This window comes from Celeribacter halophilus (assembly GCF_900114135.1).
Classification (GTDB): Bacteria; Pseudomonadota; Alphaproteobacteria; order Rhodobacterales; family Rhodobacteraceae; genus Celeribacter; species Celeribacter halophilus.
On sequence record NZ_FORY01000034.1, the window covers coordinates 1 to 18,038 of the forward strand.

Genomic DNA, 18,038 nt, shown 5'->3' on the forward strand with positions numbered 1-18,038 from the left:
AGACAGCACGCCCTCTGCATCCTGCGCATCCACGGCCAAATCCGAGCTCGACCGTATCTCTGAGGGGATCATGCCCGCTTGCGGCTCGAAATCCGTGCCATCGAAGGCCAGCCCGAGATCATGGTCGGTGAAGCCGAAGACAGCGCCATCGACGCGCGTCACGCGCCAGCACCACGCAAGGGTCGTCGTGCCCGACGCAAGGTGCGCGGACAGGTCAGGGGATATGGTTTTCATGTGGGGTGTCCGTTGGGTTGTAGCCCGCCCCGGTAAGGGCGGGCCATTGGTTCGGTTTCGGATTTTTAGGCCGTCACATTTAGGAGTAGACCACTAAACCTTTGCCTAAACATGCGCCGCGATCCATGACGTGATCGCGGTCTGCAGTTGATCGATTGTGACTTCTGTGTTCGCGTTGGTCATTTTGGTTCAATTTTCATTTGCGTTCGTTTATGTCTCTCAGAACATCTGGCGACTACCACTCTTGAGGCATAAGAGTTATAGGGTATTTTTTGGCGCTATTAGGAAGCTCATAGAATGGGTTCTCAGCCCAGCTGCGACCATCCCGGCGAATACGCATGTTCATAAAATGACTTGCATACTTACCGGATGCGTCAGCGCCATTTCCTGCGTAAACGCCCCACTTTAGATAAGCCTCATTGTCGTTATTGTAGCCGGTGACTTTTTCCTCATTGACCACTAGGCGACCATTCAGCCACATGCGGACTAATCCGATGTCTTCACCGCGACCGTCCTTAAAATCGAGCACAATATGGTGGGCTTCCCAAGGCTCATAGTCCCACTCATATTCGATGACAGGTGAAGGTGTGGTCCCAGCACCTACATCGTCTACAGCAGAAGTGCGCGTTTGCAGGCGGTATGTCTCAGCATTTTCAACTCGCAATGCGAGAACAGGTGAGGAACCAGTTTCACCTAAGTCTGGCTCGTCCTTTAGCTGAAGGCATACGAAGAACGGATACGCGCCGCCAATTGCCGTGTGAGGTTCAACAGCAAGAATAAATTCGTAACTGATAAAACTCTCAGCAGCAGGAACAGAGTCCCCTAGAGATAGCTCAGACCGGAAGTTTCCGTTAGAGAGATCAGAGCTTGTCACCTCGTCACCCGGCTCCGCCATGTGTCTGGTGTGTTCCAGAGGGTAGTCCCCCAAAAATTGCAGCGGCTTGCCGTTTGCACCAGATAGGATGCTACCTGAAGAGATCATTTTCTCATATCCAGCCCTCTCGATCTGAGGGTCGTAGAAATCATAGCTGGCGGTAATACGTGAAGGGGTAGTATCAACTCGACCTCGCGCCAGTTTAACACGACGGACTACGCCAGACGCACCGCTCGTCGCGCTGCCGATATAAATTTCATTCGGTGAAATCTGGTAATCAACATCACTCGAAGCGGCTTTAGAATACACAGGCTGACCACCGCAGGACATGCCGTGCCGCTCCCCGAAATACCCTCGGACAAGAGATGTCCCGACAACTTCGCCGCCACCTTCTCCGGTAATCAGGTTTGACGATCCGCCATCTACGGTAAGGTATGTCCCATCCTCATTTGAACGGAATAGAACTGATTTGCTGCCGTCTGAAAACTCGATATGCGGGGTAGAGCCAGAAACCTTCTGAACGATCTCAAACGACACATAGGATGATGCTGCACTGAAATCATTCAGCAGGTCTTGCCTGACCATCACAACGTCTCGGTTGTTGGTCTTTACGGCAGTAGTCGTTTTTATCGGAGACGTGAGAACGTCGCCACTGGACCCAAAGTCAACACCCGAGAAAAATGTCTTGTATGTCGTGTCCCCAACTCCGGTCCCGACAGAGATTTCCACATCAGTGGCTGACAGGTCAGACGACAGGGTGAGGTAAAACTCCAAAACGGACACATTCCCGAAATTTCTCAAAACTTGGTTTGAGACCGCTCCGAGAGTTTCTGTATTCACATTAACATAAGGCCCAGACACAGACACTTGCACAATGTCGCCACTGGCAGTGTCTTCTATAAAGGCGCGGAAACGCTCTCCGGGTCCGTGTGAAAAGGTGAACCGAACAGGGATAACGTCGCCAGAAGACCATCCAGCTGACAGGTCAACACCGGTGCTGATCTTATGGGATGAGGACGCACCTGAAAGAACGACAAAATCATGCCCAAAGACGTGAAATTCTTCCGGCGCAGACATTATGCCGTTAGCGTCTGTCCACGATGCAGGATCGTAAGAATTTAGCGCCCAGTTTTTTTCGTTACCTAGTCTGATCAAGCCGAAGTCGTCGCCAAGAGCGCCGATTACTGGAATGTCAGCACCATATGTAACAATCGTCCCATCAGGCTGAAATGCCCACGCATTACCGGATCGTGTGCAAGTCAAATAGTCCTCGGCGCGGCCAGATAAAGGGTCTTCACGCTCAGTCCAGAAGGTGGCATTCTCAAAATCCAAGAGCGCCATCCGCGTATCATCGTAGTTTGTAAGTCTGGACGATTTAGAGAACGACCTTTCAGGGGAGATTACTGACCACCCGTCAAGCCCTTCAATAGATGTTCCAATACCGTGGTATATATATGACTGACGACCAGCGGTCACGACTGTCCCGATGCTAAATGACACTCCCCCAGACACAGACTTTTTAAGAGCGTCTAGGCTAGAAAACCGCGTCCCTGCCTCATACAAACCAACACCAGAGATAACGTAATCTGACGCCGCTCCCTCCACAAACGAAAAACCCTCTTTCCGCGTCGTGTGAATAGTCCCGTCGCCGCCGGAGATAGCGTTGGCTTGCAGGGCGTCGAGGTCGTCATAGGTGTAAACCAGCTTCGCGGCTTCTTCTTCCGATCGATTTGCCGCATCAATCGCTTGCTGAACAAGCGCCTGAATCTGCGTTAGAGTCGCATCATCAACTTCCTCATAATCAAGGCACGCAGCGAAATCATGAGGCCCTTCGCTATCCGGAACGGTCACGTTAAAATACCGATCCGCGTCCTTCAGCTTGACCATGAGCAAATAGGAACCTGCCTTCACGGTCACATCGAGATACCCGTTCTCGTCGGTCGTGACGCGGAACGGATCATCGACAATGACGGTAGACCCCTGAGCAACAACTTTCCGGCGCGACCGATACCAGGTCACTGTCTTGTTCTTGAAGACTTCGCCGTCAGGCGTCTCAAATGTGCCGGTCACCTGGCGATTGGTATCAGATGGCATTTCTTACTCGCCTTTCACTTCAATGAGGGGGATGGAAGAGATCGAGCCGGTGCGCTCGATATCCAGAAGGGTGTCGATGGAATCCGTGTCGAAGCGGCACGGAACGTCGAATTCAAAACCGGCCGTCACCTCGACGCCCAGCGCGGGCGGAGTGTCGAAGGTCACGACGCCGGTGGATGTGTCGACCGACCAGCCGGAGAACTGCTCCGCTCCGCCCAGCGCGACCCGCACGGTGCCCGCCACGGGCTTCTCGATCACGCGCCAATACTCGGACACATCATCGCCGTAGTGCTTGCGCAGCTGGAACGCGACCGTGACGCCATCACCGGCGCCTAACAGCTGATCCTCGGCATCGATCGCGCGTGACGCCGTGCCGCTCTTGTAGTCAGCCCAATCCTTGAACCGGAACGCATGCAGCTGCCCGACACGGGCCTCGAAGAACGCGACCACCTGCTGCAGCTGATCGTTTGACCGCACACCGAACGCCACATCGAACTCACGGCGCGAGGTGGCCCATGATGCGTTGCGCTCCTCCCGACCGGAGTCGAGCGTGACCACCTGCGTCTTTCGCCGTGGCCCGCCCTTTGCGCCGCGCCCGATGTTGTCGGGAAACCGGATATCGTGGAAAGCCATTAATTCCCCCTTGCAGCCATGGAGAGACCGCGCTGGAAGTCAGTGGCGATTTGCACGCGGCTCTTGCGGAAGGACTGCGCATCCTTCACGCCGTTGAAGTTGATCACCGGAGCGAAGACCTTATCGCCGCCCCCCGACTGCCCCCTGTATTCATCGATCACGCGCTCCTGCGGGTGCATCATGGCGAGGAACCCGCCTCGACCGTCCAACCCCCCAGAGCGCGACCCATCGCCCGTGTAGCCGCCCCCTGCGAAGCTGGTGGCCGGAGTGAGAGCGGATGAAAGGAAATTGCCCACGGACCCGAGGAACCCGGTGCCGCCGGTGAGACCGCCCATGAGCGCATCGGCAATGGGGCCGAAGATGTATCGACGCGCGGCCAGCTTTGCCATGTCAGCGATAAAGGAGGTGATCATGGAAGAGAAAGACAGCTTACCCGTCCGAACGAACTCCCCGATCGCGTCCTCGCCGGATTTGAACGCTGCGACCAGAGTGTCGCCTACACCTTTGCCGATATCGCGCGCGTCCTCGATATAGTCGTTCAAGGACTTAAGCGTTGCATCCCATCCGGTGGCGGCTTCCTCTGCGGCCTTCTTGACGGAACCACCTGTCTTCTTGGCTTCCTCTGCGATGCGCTTAAGGGCGTTTTCTGTGGCGCGGTCTTTTACCTGGTCAAAGAAATTTCCGAGATAGTCGGTGTTGGCGATTTCCTCCATGCGATCGCCCGTCGATGCGAAGCCATCCGCCATACTCTCAGCCGCAGCCTGTCCAGCCTTGAAAAAGTCGCCGCTCTTCTCGGACAGGTAGTCTACCGTGCCCGTGAGAACATCGGTCGGCAAATCTGTTTTGAACGTGCTATTCAGAGCCTCCGCAATCCCGTTAATTCCCTGCGACACCACCCAAACCATGTCGTGAATTCGTGAGGTCACATAGGAAAGGGCGACATAGAACGCGGACTGGAAAAAGAGCGGAATCGTATTCACGACCAGCTTGATGTGCTCGGCCGCCTGCATGATTGCGCGGATTAACCAGTTGCCGGTCCACTTCGCGCCAGCAACGACCATATCCCAGGCCGACTGGAACCACGGGCCTATCACAGAGATGGCAGGTGCAAGGAAGTTGCTGATCCCGTCACGAATGACCTGCCACGTCGCCAGAGCGGTGTCTCCGAAGGTCACGACCACAGAAGAGGTCTCGTTGATTTCGTTCTGCATCTCCTTAACCGCAAGAGCGCCTGCGCCGATCGCTATAGCCGCGAGTTTTAGAGGCCCCGGCATCTTAGAGACCATGCCGAAAAGGTCTTTAAAGATGCCCCCGACGCCACCATTTCCGAAACCGTAAATCTGCGCGATCTGCGTGCCCTGCTGGGCCATGACCAGGAACGGGTTCATGCCACCAGCAAGCGACACGCCGATATCGTTGGTCTGATAGAACAGCTGCTGCATGCGCAGGGTGGATCCGCGTGAGGCACGCGACATTTGCGCAATGGCCTGCGACTGGTTCTTGTAGGCTGCAATGCTGTTAAGGGCGGCCTTGCGCGAACGAGAGATCGCAGCGGCAAGCTCGTCAGCACTCAAGGCACCCTCAAGATGCGCAGAGCGCATTTCTGCGACTTCCTGCTTGTATTGGCGGATCACCCCGAAGACCGGGTTATACTTCGCCCGAAGATCATCGAGCGCCTGACCCTGCTGCAAATACTCGGCCGTGGTCTGCCCGATCGCAGGCGTGACGCCGGTCACGCGGTTGATCTGCGCCACAAGATCGCTCTGCGCGGATGCGGTGGCGGTAAGCGCACGACCAGAAAGCGCAGCCTTGGCCGCCATCTGCTCATACTGCTCACGGGCACGGGCTGCGGCAAGAGCCGTCTCGTCCAGCCCCTGAGAGGCCGCAGGCGCACCAGCGCCAATCTGCTGCAGCGCGTCCTTGCCGGTCACGCCAACATCGCGCAGCTCTTGCTTCAGCTTTTGCCCGCCAACTGCTGCGAGGCGAACTGAGACCTTCTTGTCAGCCATTCTCGGTCATTCTTTCGTTTGTTTTGGCGCAGGCGATCTGCTCGATTTCAGGCACAAATTCGGCAACGGCCTCGGGAGGGATGCCGAGGCCGTCAGCCAATCGAAAAGCGGCGGTCATATCCCACCCGATGATCACCACGCCCGCCATCGAGGACACGGCGCGGACCTGGCCACCCATTCGCATGGCCAAGTCCCAGACCTTGCGGCCCTCTATGCTTTGCGGGTGGTTTTCTTTGCGCGGGCAGTTTTCGCAGACCGAGGGGCACGCTTGGCAGTATTCCGCGCCGCCCCCGTAGTGCCAGTCTGCGAGCGCGCGGAGTCTTTTTTTTCCTCGGCCACCTCCGCCTGAACGGTGAGGAACTTGTTCAGATACTTGATCAGCCACGCATCTGCGGCCGCCGGATGCTCAAGGAACGCGGCGATGTATTCAGCCGTCACCGGTGCCTTTCCGCCCTTGGCGTCCTCGACGCCTTCCCAATCGACAATCACCTGCTCTGCAATGACCAGAGACAGAACGCGCGACAGCTTGGTCGCAGAGGCCGGATCGATCGCGGTGCCCTCAAGGTCGTCCACCTCGGACGCCACGTCCTCGGCCAGAGTGGCAAGGCGCGGGTCTTCTTTGGCCGCGTCCATGATTGCAGTTGTTGCAGGTTCTGCAAGAACTCGGACACCAGCCCCCGGAATGAGATCATACCACTCGGGACCGTTTTTCAGGTTAAGGCGCATATTTCCTCCAATGCATAGAAAAGCGGTGCCAGAGACCGAAGCCTCCAACACCGCGAAAGTCCGACAGAAGCCGGGGTTAGAATTAGTTGGACGGGTTGTCGTAATCGGCCACGTCATTGATCAGGGTCGCGGTGGCCATGCGGCCCACGACATGGTCAATGGCCGCCTGCCAGGCAAAGGTTGCCTGAACTCCGCCGGGGCCTTCAAGGGGCAGCTTGGGCTTAGGCAGGTAGACCGCGTGCGCCTCAAGGGTGAACTTCGTGTCGGCGTCGATCTCGTATCCGAAGGTCAGAGCGCAAGAGGTTCCGTTGATCGCCTGATCCAGCAAGGTCTGGTCAGCGAAGCGCACGACAATCTCGCCGGACAGAGCCGCGATAGACGGGTCCACCCCGTCGATCTTGCCATCGCCCCGTATCGTCTCGACCGGGTCAAGGTTGTTCGTGTAAGTGATCTGGCCAGAGACAACGTTGCCAAGCTGGGTGCCGTCGCGGGTAATCGACCCATTGAAGGAACCGAAGCGCGAAAGGGTCATTTCCTCCAAAGTGCCCGCCGCAGAGGACGTGTCCGTTTCCTCACCCTGTGCAATGCAGTTGACCGTGGCCGTCACAAGACCGGAGCGCTGCATGGTCCAGTTGATCGAATTCGCACGAACGCCAGAGACCATGGCATAGTAGGGCACGTCAGGCATTCCGGTCTCGATCGACAGGGACGGCAAGTCCCAATTGCCGGACTGGAAAGCATGGGTGTAAGGGGCAGACGCGCCAGTGGTGGTCGGATCGCCAAACAACGCCTTAAGCCAGATGCCGAGGAACCGCGCATCGATCGGCACAGACAGATCGCCGTCCGTGGTGATCGCGTCCTTGACCGGAGGAAGCGGGTCGCGGCCATAGCCCAGAAGCTCGGACTCCAAGAGCGGCTGCTCGCTTCCGAGGTTGTTTGAGGCAAAGGGGATTTTCCAAAACGACCCCGAGGCGGGCGGGGTGCCGTAAATGGTCTCAAAAGCCGCAGCCATCTGGGCGCGGGCACCTTGTGCGCGTGACATAGGTCAGTCCTTTCTGAAAGTTGATCAGCCCAGAGGGTCTGGTGTGCCGTAGGTGAGGATCACCCCGACAGTTGCTGCCTTGAGGCCAATTGCCCCGAGGTCGGTGAGGTCGACAGGCGCAGGGGCCTGCCCGAGAACGTAGTCGCACAGGCCGCCCAGCGTGCGGTCGTCAGAAACCGCCACGCCAATGGCCTGCTTCAGGACGTCGAACTTCGCGTCCCGGTCGTCGTCGCGCGTGGCCTCGACCAGAAGGTCGACCTCGGCGTAATGCTCATAGACATAGCAAGGCGGCGAAAAGAGGAACTCCGGATCGCCAGGATTTCCGTCGCGCAAGATGATAGCGCCATCACGCGGGATGGACTCCGGATAGGCCGCATTGCGCGCCACAAGAGCGCCGGATGGGGCCGCCGCCTGAATCTTGGCATAAAGCGCTTTCAGAACCTGCTCCGAATAGCTGTCGGCCATGGCCTCAGTCCTTCCACTTGGAGACAATCAAGCCGGGCACGGCCGCCTCCCACTTCTTGCGGTCCCGATCCAGATCGAGTTTCGCGCGCAGGCGGACCTGCGGAACGAGGATGAAACAAATGACGGTCTGCTCGCCGGTCAGGATCCCGTCCTTGCGGCGGCGACCACCCTTGCGGGCTGCATTGCCCTTCTTGTTGATCCGCGCCTGATCCGCGACCAGAAGCGAATTCTGCCCGCGACGATACACAAAGCGCAGCCGAAGGCCGGTGCGCTGCTCAAACCCATAAGGGTCGATCCGCTTGTTTCCTGGGCCGCGCATCTTCACGGCCGCCTCGGTCGGAATGGCAAGCCAGAACTTCTCGCGCGACTTGATCAGAACGCCACGATCATGCGCATCCACGACCTCGGCCGCAGAAGCGCGGGCGGTGTTGTTCGGCCGCACATAGACCAAAGACGCCGCGCCGAGACTGTAACCGCGTGCCGGAAAATTCATGCCGCGCACAGTGTTTGCCAGGCGCGACCCGAGGCCCGCGCTCTTGATCTGTGAGCGCCAGGACTCCTTAAGGCCGCGACCGGCCGCCCGAAGGCCGAGAGTGACGCCACGCTCGCCGTTGTCGATCACCTTCTCCATTTCGGCCTCGAGATCGTGATCGGCCTTCGCAATCAATCTCATTGCGGGGCCGCCTCACACTTCCAGACCAGACGCTCGCCGTCGCGGGTGGGCTGTCCGGTCACCTGGAAAATGTCGCCGGTGGAGTTTCCCTCAGAGTCGAGGATTTCAAAGGTGTCGTATTTATCGGGGTTCGACACCTCGGAGATCCGCACGTCGATGGTGACCGTGCCCACGACAAAACGGCCGGAATTGAACTCGGAGAACTGGTCGGGCTTGTTGATCACCACCCGAACAGGATCACCGCCGCCCGCACCCTGCGACCGATAGAGCGCATCACGCCCGATATTCCGGTCCGCAAAGATTGCGTTAATGGCGGCGGCAAATGCAGTCATGGCTTAGGCCACCACACCATTCAGGCGCACTTTGCCTGTGGTGTCAGATGCGCCGCCTGCGACAGCTTCATAGGCCACGCCCGCAAGCGTGTTGCTGGTGGCGGTCGTGGTAAACACCTTGTTGGTGTCGTCCCAATAGACCTTTGCGCCGACAGTCCAAGCCTGAGAGGCCGCCTTTGCGTGAGAGAACACGCCGGACAGCTTCGCTTCGCCTTCTTCGCCAGAGGCAACATCGCCAGTGGCGATGCCGACCAGGGTGCCGATAAGAACGCCGGTGCCGGACGAAACGTCCGCAGCGGCGGTGAAGGTGATCGTGTCACCCTTTGCGATATAGTTTTTCATGGTTCCGATCCTTGTCAGAAAGAGGTTGGTGCCGCGCCCGGCCGGGAGGAGGAAGCCGGGCGCGACTTAAGCCTGAGAGGAGTCAGGCTTAGGAGGGTGCCTTGCCGGGGTTCTTGTAGAGACCACGGTGGTCGATCGCCTTGGCCGCGAATTCGTGGCGGGCCTTGATTTCAAGGCCGTCCACTTCGAAGCCCATGCGGGTCTCGGTGAACACGCCTTCCTGGCCTTCGAGATAGGCATACTCGACGGTGTCGATCATCGCCGGGTTGGCAGAAAGGAACCACGGATCCTGACCGGAGTCGGGGATCAAGCGGCGCTCTTCAATCACCTGCAGCTTATTGGCGTAGACGTTCACATCGTCCGTGCCAGCCGGGGTGGTGGCGGTCAGGATTTTGCGAGCCTCAACCGCACGCTGGCCCGGAGAGGTCAGCAGGAAGGAAGGCGACACCGAAATCCGGTGACCCTCAATGCCGGTCTGCTGCGCATAGGCGCGATAAGCGGCGGTCAGGCCAGCTTCATCAATCACCGCAGCGGTGCCGAGGTTGCCGTGATCTGCGTGGAACAGATCGACGCCGTCTCCCATGGTCGGGTTCTGCATCAGGATCGCGTAGACGATATCCCCCTCAAGCTCGGCTGCACGGGCACCGAAGGCCGAAGACAGGCGCGTGAAGGCGGACAGATCGTCGTTGATCAGCATCTTACGGGAGAACCCGATGATGCGACCGTAGGTGGAGAGTTGATAAACTTCCTTGCTCTCGGCCATGGTCCCATACTTGAACTCACCGGCCTCGTTCACCTTCTCAAGGTCCGGAGCGCCGGACAGCTGCGCGCGGGTGACTTCTTTGAAGTCGGTCAGCGTCTCACGACGCGCCCAGGCGGTGAAGGTGCGCGGGATCGCTTGGTAAGCATCGCGCAGGGTGCGGTTTGCCAGATTGCCCAGGATGATCGGGAAATCGGACGTGGTGTGGTAACCGGCGGCGCGGGTGAACACGGCACCAGCAAGCTCCTGACGGGTCATGCCACGGGTGGAGACGCCACGACGCTCGAGGTTGTCGCGGGCGATTTCCAGAAGAGACATGCCACGGAACTCGCGGCCACCTGCGGTCAACTCATGCTGGCCGGGGTTCACACGGTGCATCAAGGCGTTTTCAAGAGCCTCGCCGCGTTGACGATCGCGCTCGCTGTCACCGCGCGGCTGCGCAGGCTCATAGGAGCGGCCCTGCAGCGGGTCGGATTCCGCGATCTTGTCGAGGATAGCCGTGCGGGCATCTTCGACACTCACGCCACGCGCGACCAGATCGGCGGAGAAATCGCCATCAAGGCCGTGACGGCGGCAAAGGTTCGTGATCGTGGTGGAACGCTCACGCTCGGCCGCGACAGCGCGCTGCGCTGCTGCTTCCGGATCCACACGCGTCTCCTGGGCGGTGGTCGCCGTGGAGGTTTCGGGGGTGGCGGGCGCTTGGCCGCCGTTGGAGCGGGTCTGGACAGTGTCCTCAGTGCGAACCTCATCCTGTTCGCCCGCGCGTTGGTTTTTGTTCGGCATGATTGCCTCCTTTGTGGTTTTTGCCGGTGCGGCACTTTCCTGCGAGCGAACAAGCACACAGGGGTTACACGGAACCTCCCGGCTCTCGGCCGAGCGGGTCTGTGATCCGGGATCGGCGGGGATTGCCACCGCCGAAATCTCCATGGGCTCCCAATCAACGGCGCGCCATTCTTCGCGCTCGCCGTCTTTCTTGGTGATCTCATACTGGTGGACGCGATAGCCCACAGAAACGTTGCGAACCGTGCCCTCGAGAATGCGCTGCACGATCGGCGCGGCGTCCTCGGCCTCGGTCAAGCGGATCGTGGCGTAGCCCTTGCCGCCCTCGATCCGGACAGAGCCGGGAACAACGGACCCGAGAACACTCTCAAGGCCATAGCCTCGGTGCGAGTTGAGAAACGGGCCGCCTGCGTTGAGGCGATCCAGGCGCAGGGCCTCGGGCGTAACTTCGAGAGTTTCGTCATACTCGATACGGTCGTCCCATCCTTCCCAGCGCACGCGCTGCACGGTGGCGCCTGTGGTCCAAACGACCTCGATCGTGCGCTCGTCGCGGTTGATGCTCTCAGGGCGAACGGAAGCGGCCCGCCCGATTACGGGCAGGTCCATCATGTCCTTGGGCATTTTGGTCAGTCCTTCTGGTTATCTTCCGCCGGGCGCGAAGGCTCGGCGTCTGACGTTTCGCTGTCCTGCGAGAGGCCAGCCTTTGAGACCCGACGCGGGTCACTGTCGAGGATCAGCCCAAGACGGTCTGCCTCTTTGTTGTCGCGGTCCATTTCCTCGTAGACCTCAAGCGGGTCATAGCCGCGCTTGGCGATCATCTGCGACCGCGTGGCGAAGCCTGCGCGGGTCTCGATCAGATCGGTCTCCGCGTCCTGCTTCGGGTTAACGCTCTCGAACTTCGGCGGTGCCCATTCGGCCTGAACATCGGCGGTCGGGATCAGACCGGCAGTGTAGGCCGCATCGCAGAACCACTGCCAAATCTTCTCGCAGAACATCGGGATCACGATGGTCCACTGAATCTGCTCGACCATGCGGCGGAACTCATTCAGACCTGCGCGGTTGCTCGAGAAATTCGCCTGCGACAGATCGCCGGTCATGAGCGCGTATGGAACGCGGAACCCTGCCGCGATGATCATCATCTGCGTGCGGTTCCACTCCGCGACACCTCCGGAATGACCCGGCGTGTTGAATTTGATATCCTTGCCGCCTGTGGCATAGGCGATCATGCCGGGCGAAAACTGCTCAATCTGGTTTCCCATGCCATCCTCGACCGTTGGAGCCATGGACGTCTCGCCCGCAGCGTCCTCACCGATCACGATACCGACCATGCAAGCCTCGGTCTTCTTGCGGACCATTTCGGCCACCTGCCAATCGCCAAGGTCGCGCAGGGCGATCATGGCCGGAGCGCCCCACGGAACACCACGCGACTGGACGCGCTGACGCTCAAACAGGTGCGCCACATTATCCGCAGGGATGCGAACAGACTCGGTTGTCCGGCGGAACACGTTTGTGGTGTCGCCGGGATGATCCGGGAACATCCAGAAAGCCGACCGGCGGCCGGAGGCGTCATATTCAATCCCCTGAGATATACGCGGCCCGGTGGGGTTGCTCTCCCATTTCCCATCGTCCAGATGATCGGCCTCGTAGAGCTCGATCTGCAGCGGCACCTTTGAACCCGAGCGGCGGCGCGGGCGTTTGAGGCCAAGAACCTCCCCGCCCTCGATCATTTCGCGCACTGCCAAGGACAGAACGCCGTGGAAATCCGTGTGGCCATGCGCATCGCAATGACGCGACCACTCGGCCCACAGCTTGTCGACCTTCTTATTCAGGCTCTTATTGCCAGACGCGGCACGCGGACGGATTCCGGTGCCCACGATGTTATTGACCAGAACCTGCACCGCCTGAGCGGCGAGGGCGTTGTTGCGCACCAGATCCCGAGACCGATCACGCAGAAGCGGGCCTGCCGCTGCAATCTCGCTGTCTGCGGCCGTTGAAGAACTGCGCCACCCGTCCGTTTGACGCCCCCGGCTGGCCCCTTCATAGAGACGCTGCTGGTGGACAAGAGAGGCGCGAGCGGCAAGGCGCTTGGCCGCCGTGGTCGGAGAGAACACCCCGATCGCCTTGTCCAAAGGCGTCATGCGAACATCGGCTGACTTTTTCACGGCTTACCCCCGGCTGAACGATGCGAAGCCTGCGGCGGGCTTCTTTTTACCGGCCGAAGCGGTCAATTCGGCCTCGACCACGCGGATTCGGGCCAAGAGGGCTGCACCATCGTCATATTCAACGGTTTTCCCCTCATAGGTCACACGGGTGGTGCCGGATGCATATGCGCTTTTAAGCGCGTCCAATTCCGCCTGAGTGAATGCCATTAGAACCACTTCCCGTTTTGAGTCCCGAGCCAACTCTGGCCGGATTGTTTCGTTTTGCCGCGACGGCGGCGCTGTGGCCTACCTGCGGGCTGCTCTTCCTTGTCCGGCTCGGCCACATTCAACTGCGCTTCGAGATCATCCCAGCGCGTATCGTCCCACCGATCGACGCCCATCAGGTCAGCGACAGCCCGCGCATAGACACGGCAGTCCAGCGCCTCGTTTCGGTCTCGGGTTTTCACCCACTCGGACCTCGAAAATCCGGTGCGCTTGTTTTTGCGCGAGACCAACTGCTCGGCTGTGGCCTGCTTGAACCACTCCGGAGGTGTGCCCTGACCCGTATGGATGTATCCCGCAGGGAACTCGCCACCGGCCGCCAAATCTTCATCGGTCGGCTTTTTGAGTCGGAACCAACGGTAGGTTTCCAGCTTGTAGACAGAGACCGAAACCTTCCAAAGCGCGACACCGCGCTTGATCTTCTTGCCGCCCTCGTTCACGTCGACATATGATGGTCCATCGACAGGATAATGCCTGTCAAATCCGCCCATACCCTTTACGGCATGAACCTGACCGCGACCCATTTTGCGAACCCACGCATAGACAGCGTCAACGGTCATACCGTCACCGGTGTCGATGCCGACCCGCGCAACCTGCATCGGACGGCCGCTCTCATGCATCCATGTGGCGTCACACAGATCGGTGAGGTCGTCCCAAACGTCCGTCTTGGTCACATCACCATCCAGAACGATGTGATCGACCAGCCAGGACTCCGAGTTTCGGCCCCAAGCCCAAACACTCGCCTCAATGCGTCCCGTCCGCTGAACGTCCACACCCATGGTCAGCACAAGGCCGCCCTTGGGCACGGTGCCCATCTTGTAATCTTCCCGGCGCTCGTAGAGTTTCTGCCAGTCCGGCGCCTCGCCTTTTTCTTCCCAGGTCTCGCCAAGAACCGTGTTCTTAAACGCCTTCATCTGGGCTTCTTTGCCCTTGGCGGCCTCGAACTTCCGCGCGATCTCTTCCCAGGACAGCCACCCGATCGGAGAGTAAAGCCCCGAGATGTGGAACCCGATCACGCAAGCCTCGCGGGCCTTCTGGACCATTTCAGGATCGGCGGTCGGCTGCCACTCGGCCCCGTTCTCCGGATCCATCATCCAAGTCTTATGGCGCTCCGCGATCGGCTGCTCACAATGCTCACAGACATAACGAACCGATTTAGGCTCGCCACGATCCCACCGCAGGCGCTCGAACTTGAGCCATTGAAGCCCGAGGCAATGCGGGCACGGCACAAAGTAGCGTCTCTGATCGGTCAACTCGAACTCCGCCTCAACCCGCGATGCCCCTTTGACGGTCGGCGTCGAAGAGACAAAAATCTTTTTGCGACGGCCGAAGGTGTTGGTCCGCGCCTCTGCCAGCGTGACCGGGTCACCTTCCTCGTCCAGATCGTCCTTATAGGCGTCCACCTCGTCCAGATGGACATAGCGCATCGGCATCGACCGCAGACCGGCTGCCGAGTTACCACCAGCAATAATCAGGTGACCGCCTGGAAAACTCTTTTCCAGCTGCGTGTTGCCGCTGTCCCGCTGCTTGGCCGGAGCCACAATGTCGCGGATCGTCGGCGTGGCGTCGATCATCGGATCGATCCGCTGACGGCTAAACCGCTTGGCCGTGGTCTCGTTTGCCTGAACGGCCAGAAATGGCCCAGGGGCCACCTCCATCACATGCCCGATCCAGTTTATACCGGCCTCGGTCGCGCCCACCTGCGCAGACTTTGCAAAGACGATCTTCTGCGCCCAATGGCTGGGTGACAGAGCGTCCATGATGCCTTGCATGAAAGGCGTGCGGGCGCTGGTGTATTTACCAGGCTCCGCCGCGCCCTTGGACGATAGATAGCGCTTCTCGTCCGCCCACTGCGTGACGGTGAAAGCCGGGTCCGGAGCGATCCCCGAAAGCCACGCCTTCAGGATATCGTCCGAACCCTCAAACTTCGGGCTGACTGAGATCAATGGTGATCTCCCCCATTTCTGCGAGATGATCGCGGATCATCGTATCGAGCGCCTGCTCCATGGCGTGCGCGTCACATCCGAGATCAGCCGCCATAAGCGCGGCCTTTCGCGCGGGCAGCTGCATCCAGCTATCCCGAAACTTGCGAGCGAGGTCATAGACCTGCTGTGTCGCAAGTTTGCGATCAATCAGTTTCCCTTTTTCCTTGTCGAGCCGCAGCTTTTTAAGCTGGGCCGAATAGGCCTTATCTGCGGCGGCGGCTTTTGCCATCGAAAGACCGCCGGTGCCTTGCGGCTCCATGTTCTCCGCAACGGCGGAGCCTTCCTCAACCGCCTGAACCTGCGCCTGCGTGATCGGCTTCTTTTCGTCGGCCTCAATCGTGGCCCGCGCCTTCTCGACGCCTTTCTCGATCGACTCCGGCGTCCTTACCTTGTTGCGATCTGTTGCGGCGGCCCATTGGGCGTCAGCCTTGGCGGGGTCAATGGTCCCGTCTGGCTCCACATCGATGCGCCCGGATGCAATCGCCTTGCGAACGGCGGCATCGGTTCCTCCGACTAAGCCCCGCTCCTTTCGGTGGGCCGCATATGCTCGACGGGATAGACCCATAGTCCATCCCCCTCACGCACTGCGGTGGACCGAAAGCCCGTTGAAAACCCGGCGCACCAGATAGCTGCGCACGATCGACACGGCTGTGAAGCACGCGCTGATCCCGAGATGCGTCCCAAAGTCGGCGTCGATGCCGAACCACGGGAACACGATGATCTGGGTCAGCATGGCCACGGAAAACCCGATCGCCACATTTGCGACGGCCTCGACCAGAGACATCAAGCGGCTTTGCATTGTGCCTCCCGTATCTCGTCAAATGTCCGGCCATCGCCCTCAAGCGTGGCGGCCTTGCCTGTATATTCCTGCCAGCGCCGCACGATCACGTCGCAGAACTTCGGGTCGAGCTCCATCAAGCGGGCTTTGCGCTTGCCCTTGTGGCAGGCAATGAGCGTCGATCCGGAGCCGCCGAAGAGATCAAGAACCTGATCGCCAGGAACGGTGCTGTTCTCGAGCATGCGCTCGACCAGAGAAACCGGCTTCATGGTCGGGTGATCCCCGTTCTTGGCGGGCTTGTCGTGGCGGATGATGCTGGTGTCCAGCGTCCGCATTTTCATTTCCTCGCCCTCGATCACAATCACCTGGTCGCCCATGTCGATCTGAATCGAGTTATCCGGCATAATCCGGATTTTTTCGCCGTCCTGGTTGAAAACGGTCGTTTTATTCCGATCGCCATACCAGCTGTGCGCCGCGCCGGGCTTCCAGCCATACAGGATCGGCTCATGACGCCACTGATAGTCAGACCGGCCCAGAACGAGAGAAGGCTTCTCCCAGATCAGGCACCCTGACAGCTTGAACCCCGCATCCACGAAAGCGCGGCGGAAATTCAGCCCCTCTGTGTCCGCGTGCGCCACATAGATCGGAGCGCCCATGCGCATCACATGATAGGCGCAGGCCATGGCATCGACCAGGAAGCGCCGGAAGTCCGTGTCGCCCATGTTGTCGTTCTGGATTTTACCAGCCGAGCCTTCGTAATTCACGTTATATGGCGGATCGGTCCAGCAAGCGTCCACTTCTCCGCCATCACAGAGCGCAGACACATCAACCCGAGACGTGCTGTCACCACACATCACCCGGTGATCGCCAAGGATCCAGATGTGACCGGGCGCGGAGGTATAAATCGGGTCCGTTTCCGGAACCTCGTCCTCTTCCCCGATCGGCTCGTCGTCCTCTTCGTCCGGCTCAAGGCCAGAAAGAAGCTCGTCCAACTCGTCCTCGGAGAAACCAAGGATATCCATATCGAAGGCATCAGCCTGCAGCGCGGCCAATTCTTCGCGGAGCAAGTCCTCGTCCCAGCCGGAGTTTTCCGCAATCTTGTTGTCCGCAATGACCAGAGCGCGACATTGCTCGTCGGTCAGGTGGTCGAGCCGGATCACCGGAACCGTATCAAGGCCCAGCTTGCCTGCCGCCATCAACCGGCCGTGGCCAGCGATGATGGTGCTATCGCCACGAACGAGAACAGGGTTCACGAAACCGAACTCTGTGATCGACTTCGCAATCTGCGCGACCTGCCACTCGGGGTGCGTGCGCGCGTTGCGAGCGTAGGGGATCAGCTCGGACGTTTTGACCCGTTCAATTTTCAATGGCGTCTCCATGTTTGGTTGCGGGGGCGGGACTTGAACCCGCGACCTCCGGATTATGAGTCCGGTGCTCTACCGACTGCGCTACCCCGACAAAAAAAGCCGACCCAAAGGCCAGCTTGTGCGAACCCTGCGAACCAAGGTGCGAACCCAAAAAAATCCTTTGTAACTGGCGATTTAGTGCGCCTTTGCCCCCCGCATACGTGCCGGGCGCAGAAGGACCCGAAAAGGCTTGACTAAAGGCACGAGGCCAGGTCTTTGCGCCGATTGTGCCACGAATCTGGCACGAAACCCGCCGGTTTGTCGCGCAAAAAAACGCCGCCGCGACCACGGGCAGACCACGGGCAGACGCCGCCCGCCGCCGCCGAACGCCACCGAACGCGGCCACGCAAAAGCGACTCCTTATAGTATAGGGGCCAGACGGGCACGGCCGGACCACGAGACCACGGGCCAGACCAGGCGCAAGAGCACGGGCCGAACGCCGGACGCAGACCAGACCACGAGACCGACGCCGAACGCCACGG

At 59.6% G+C, this 18,038-nt stretch carries 18 protein-coding genes and 1 tRNA gene; all 19 read right to left on the reverse strand.

The genetic code is table 11. The features are described from left to right. A partial coding sequence (locus tag BM152_RS17755) for a baseplate hub domain-containing protein (RefSeq protein WP_139222540.1) occupies positions 1–234 on the reverse strand: 234 nt, incomplete at its 3' end. Positions 235–469: 235 nt separating this feature from the next. After that, on the reverse strand, positions 470–3,202 hold the full coding sequence (locus BM152_RS17760; RefSeq protein ID WP_066598901.1) for a heparin lyase I family protein: 2,733 nt from the start codon (positions 3,200–3,202) through the stop codon (positions 470–472). 3 nt (positions 3,203–3,205) lie between these two features. After that, positions 3,206–3,835, reverse strand: a complete 630-nt coding sequence (locus tag BM152_RS17765; protein WP_066598897.1) for a DUF2460 domain-containing protein — start codon at positions 3,833–3,835, stop codon at positions 3,206–3,208. Continuing rightward, entirely contained in the window at positions 3,835–5,844 is a 2,010-nt protein-coding gene (locus tag BM152_RS17770; protein WP_066598896.1) for a phage tail tape measure C-terminal domain-containing protein, read from the reverse strand. The genes BM152_RS17765 and BM152_RS17770 overlap by 1 nt, the downstream gene beginning before the upstream one ends. Then, positions 5,837–6,028, reverse strand: a complete 192-nt coding sequence (locus BM152_RS17775; RefSeq protein WP_066598895.1) for a DUF7697 family protein — start codon at positions 6,026–6,028, stop codon at positions 5,837–5,839. The genes BM152_RS17770 and BM152_RS17775 overlap by 8 nt, the downstream gene beginning before the upstream one ends. 26 nt (positions 6,029–6,054) lie before the next feature. Continuing rightward, positions 6,055–6,570: a hypothetical protein gene (locus BM152_RS17780; RefSeq protein ID WP_066598893.1), complete on the reverse strand. Its 516-nt coding sequence runs from the start codon at positions 6,568–6,570 to the stop codon at positions 6,055–6,057. 82 nt (positions 6,571–6,652) lie between these two features. Next, the gene (locus BM152_RS17785; protein ID WP_066598891.1) at positions 6,653–7,612 is read right to left on the reverse strand and encodes a phage tail tube protein; all 960 of its coding nucleotides are present in this window, start codon (positions 7,610–7,612) and stop codon (positions 6,653–6,655) included. 24 nt (positions 7,613–7,636) lie between these two features. Further along, on the reverse strand, positions 7,637–8,077 hold the full coding sequence (locus tag BM152_RS17790; RefSeq protein ID WP_066598889.1) for an acyl-CoA transferase: 441 nt from the start codon (positions 8,075–8,077) through the stop codon (positions 7,637–7,639). A gap of 4 nt (positions 8,078–8,081) precedes the next feature. Beyond that, positions 8,082–8,750, reverse strand: a complete 669-nt coding sequence (locus tag BM152_RS17795; RefSeq protein ID WP_066598887.1) for a DUF6441 family protein — start codon at positions 8,748–8,750, stop codon at positions 8,082–8,084. Then, positions 8,747–9,082, reverse strand: coding sequence for a head-tail joining protein (locus tag BM152_RS17800; RefSeq protein WP_066598885.1), 336 nt, complete (start codon positions 9,080–9,082; stop codon positions 8,747–8,749). Before BM152_RS17800 ends, BM152_RS17795 begins: the two co-directional genes overlap by 4 nt. Positions 9,083–9,085: 3 nt before the next feature. Next, positions 9,086–9,424, reverse strand: a complete 339-nt coding sequence (locus tag BM152_RS17805) for a DUF2190 family protein (protein WP_066598883.1) — start codon at positions 9,422–9,424, stop codon at positions 9,086–9,088. Between the two features lie 88 nt (positions 9,425–9,512). Beyond that, positions 9,513–11,585: a prohead protease/major capsid protein fusion protein gene (locus tag BM152_RS17810; protein WP_066598880.1), complete on the reverse strand. Its 2,073-nt coding sequence runs from the start codon at positions 11,583–11,585 to the stop codon at positions 9,513–9,515. 5 nt (positions 11,586–11,590) lie between these two features. Beyond that, positions 11,591–13,126 carry a phage portal protein gene (locus BM152_RS17815; protein ID WP_231730459.1) on the reverse strand — a complete coding sequence of 512 codons (1,536 nt, stop codon included), beginning with the start codon at positions 13,124–13,126 and terminating at the stop codon, positions 11,591–11,593. A 3-nt stretch (positions 13,127–13,129) separates the two neighbouring features. Further along, entirely contained in the window at positions 13,130–13,333 is a 204-nt protein-coding gene (locus BM152_RS17820) for a phage head-tail joining protein (RefSeq protein WP_066598877.1), read from the reverse strand. Continuing rightward, positions 13,333–15,333 (reverse strand): phage terminase large subunit family protein, encoded by a 2,001-nt coding sequence (locus BM152_RS17825; RefSeq protein ID WP_231730458.1) that lies wholly within the window; start codon positions 15,331–15,333, stop codon positions 13,333–13,335. The genes BM152_RS17820 and BM152_RS17825 overlap by 1 nt, the downstream gene beginning before the upstream one ends. Next, on the reverse strand, positions 15,308–15,832 hold the full coding sequence (locus tag BM152_RS17830; RefSeq protein WP_139222541.1) for an elements of external origin: 525 nt from the start codon (positions 15,830–15,832) through the stop codon (positions 15,308–15,310). The genes BM152_RS17825 and BM152_RS17830 overlap by 26 nt, the downstream gene beginning before the upstream one ends. A 117-nt stretch (positions 15,833–15,949) precedes the next feature. Further along, on the reverse strand, positions 15,950–16,171 hold the full coding sequence (locus tag BM152_RS17835; protein WP_074914607.1) for a DUF7220 family protein: 222 nt from the start codon (positions 16,169–16,171) through the stop codon (positions 15,950–15,952). Further along, the gene (locus BM152_RS17840; protein WP_158527970.1) at positions 16,156–17,517 is read right to left on the reverse strand and encodes a site-specific DNA-methyltransferase; all 1,362 of its coding nucleotides are present in this window, start codon (positions 17,515–17,517) and stop codon (positions 16,156–16,158) included. Before BM152_RS17840 ends, BM152_RS17835 begins: the two co-directional genes overlap by 16 nt. A gap of 15 nt (positions 17,518–17,532) precedes the next feature. Next, positions 17,533–17,609 (reverse strand) — tRNA-Met (locus tag BM152_RS17845). Between the last annotated feature and the right edge of the window lie 429 nt (positions 17,610–18,038).

Coding starts and splice junctions, on each gene's coding strand:
- BM152_RS17760 (WP_066598901.1), bottom strand. CDS start 3,202: ATGCCATCTGATACCAATCGCCAGGTGACCGGCACATTTGAGACGCCT.
- BM152_RS17765 (WP_066598897.1), bottom strand. CDS start 3,835: ATGGCTTTCCACGATATCCGGTTTCCCGACAACATCGGGCGCGGCGCA.
- BM152_RS17770 (WP_066598896.1), bottom strand. CDS start 5,844: ATGGCTGACAAGAAGGTCTCAGTTCGCCTCGCAGCAGTTGGCGGGCAA.
- BM152_RS17775 (WP_066598895.1), bottom strand. CDS start 6,028: ATGCGAATGGGTGGCCAGGTCCGCGCCGTGTCCTCGATGGCGGGCGTG.
- BM152_RS17780 (WP_066598893.1), bottom strand. CDS start 6,570: ATGCGCCTTAACCTGAAAAACGGTCCCGAGTGGTATGATCTCATTCCG.
- BM152_RS17785 (WP_066598891.1), bottom strand. CDS start 7,612: ATGTCACGCGCACAAGGTGCCCGCGCCCAGATGGCTGCGGCTTTTGAG.
- BM152_RS17790 (WP_066598889.1), bottom strand. CDS start 8,077: ATGGCCGACAGCTATTCGGAGCAGGTTCTGAAAGCGCTTTATGCCAAG.
- BM152_RS17795 (WP_066598887.1), bottom strand. CDS start 8,750: ATGAGATTGATTGCGAAGGCCGATCACGATCTCGAGGCCGAAATGGAG.
- BM152_RS17800 (WP_066598885.1), bottom strand. CDS start 9,082: ATGACTGCATTTGCCGCCGCCATTAACGCAATCTTTGCGGACCGGAAT.
- BM152_RS17805 (WP_066598883.1), bottom strand. CDS start 9,424: ATGAAAAACTATATCGCAAAGGGTGACACGATCACCTTCACCGCCGCT.
- BM152_RS17810 (WP_066598880.1), bottom strand. CDS start 11,585: ATGCCCAAGGACATGATGGACCTGCCCGTAATCGGGCGGGCCGCTTCC.
- BM152_RS17820 (WP_066598877.1), bottom strand. CDS start 13,333: ATGGCATTCACTCAGGCGGAATTGGACGCGCTTAAAAGCGCATATGCA.
- BM152_RS17835 (WP_074914607.1), bottom strand. CDS start 16,171: ATGCAAAGCCGCTTGATGTCTCTGGTCGAGGCCGTCGCAAATGTGGCG.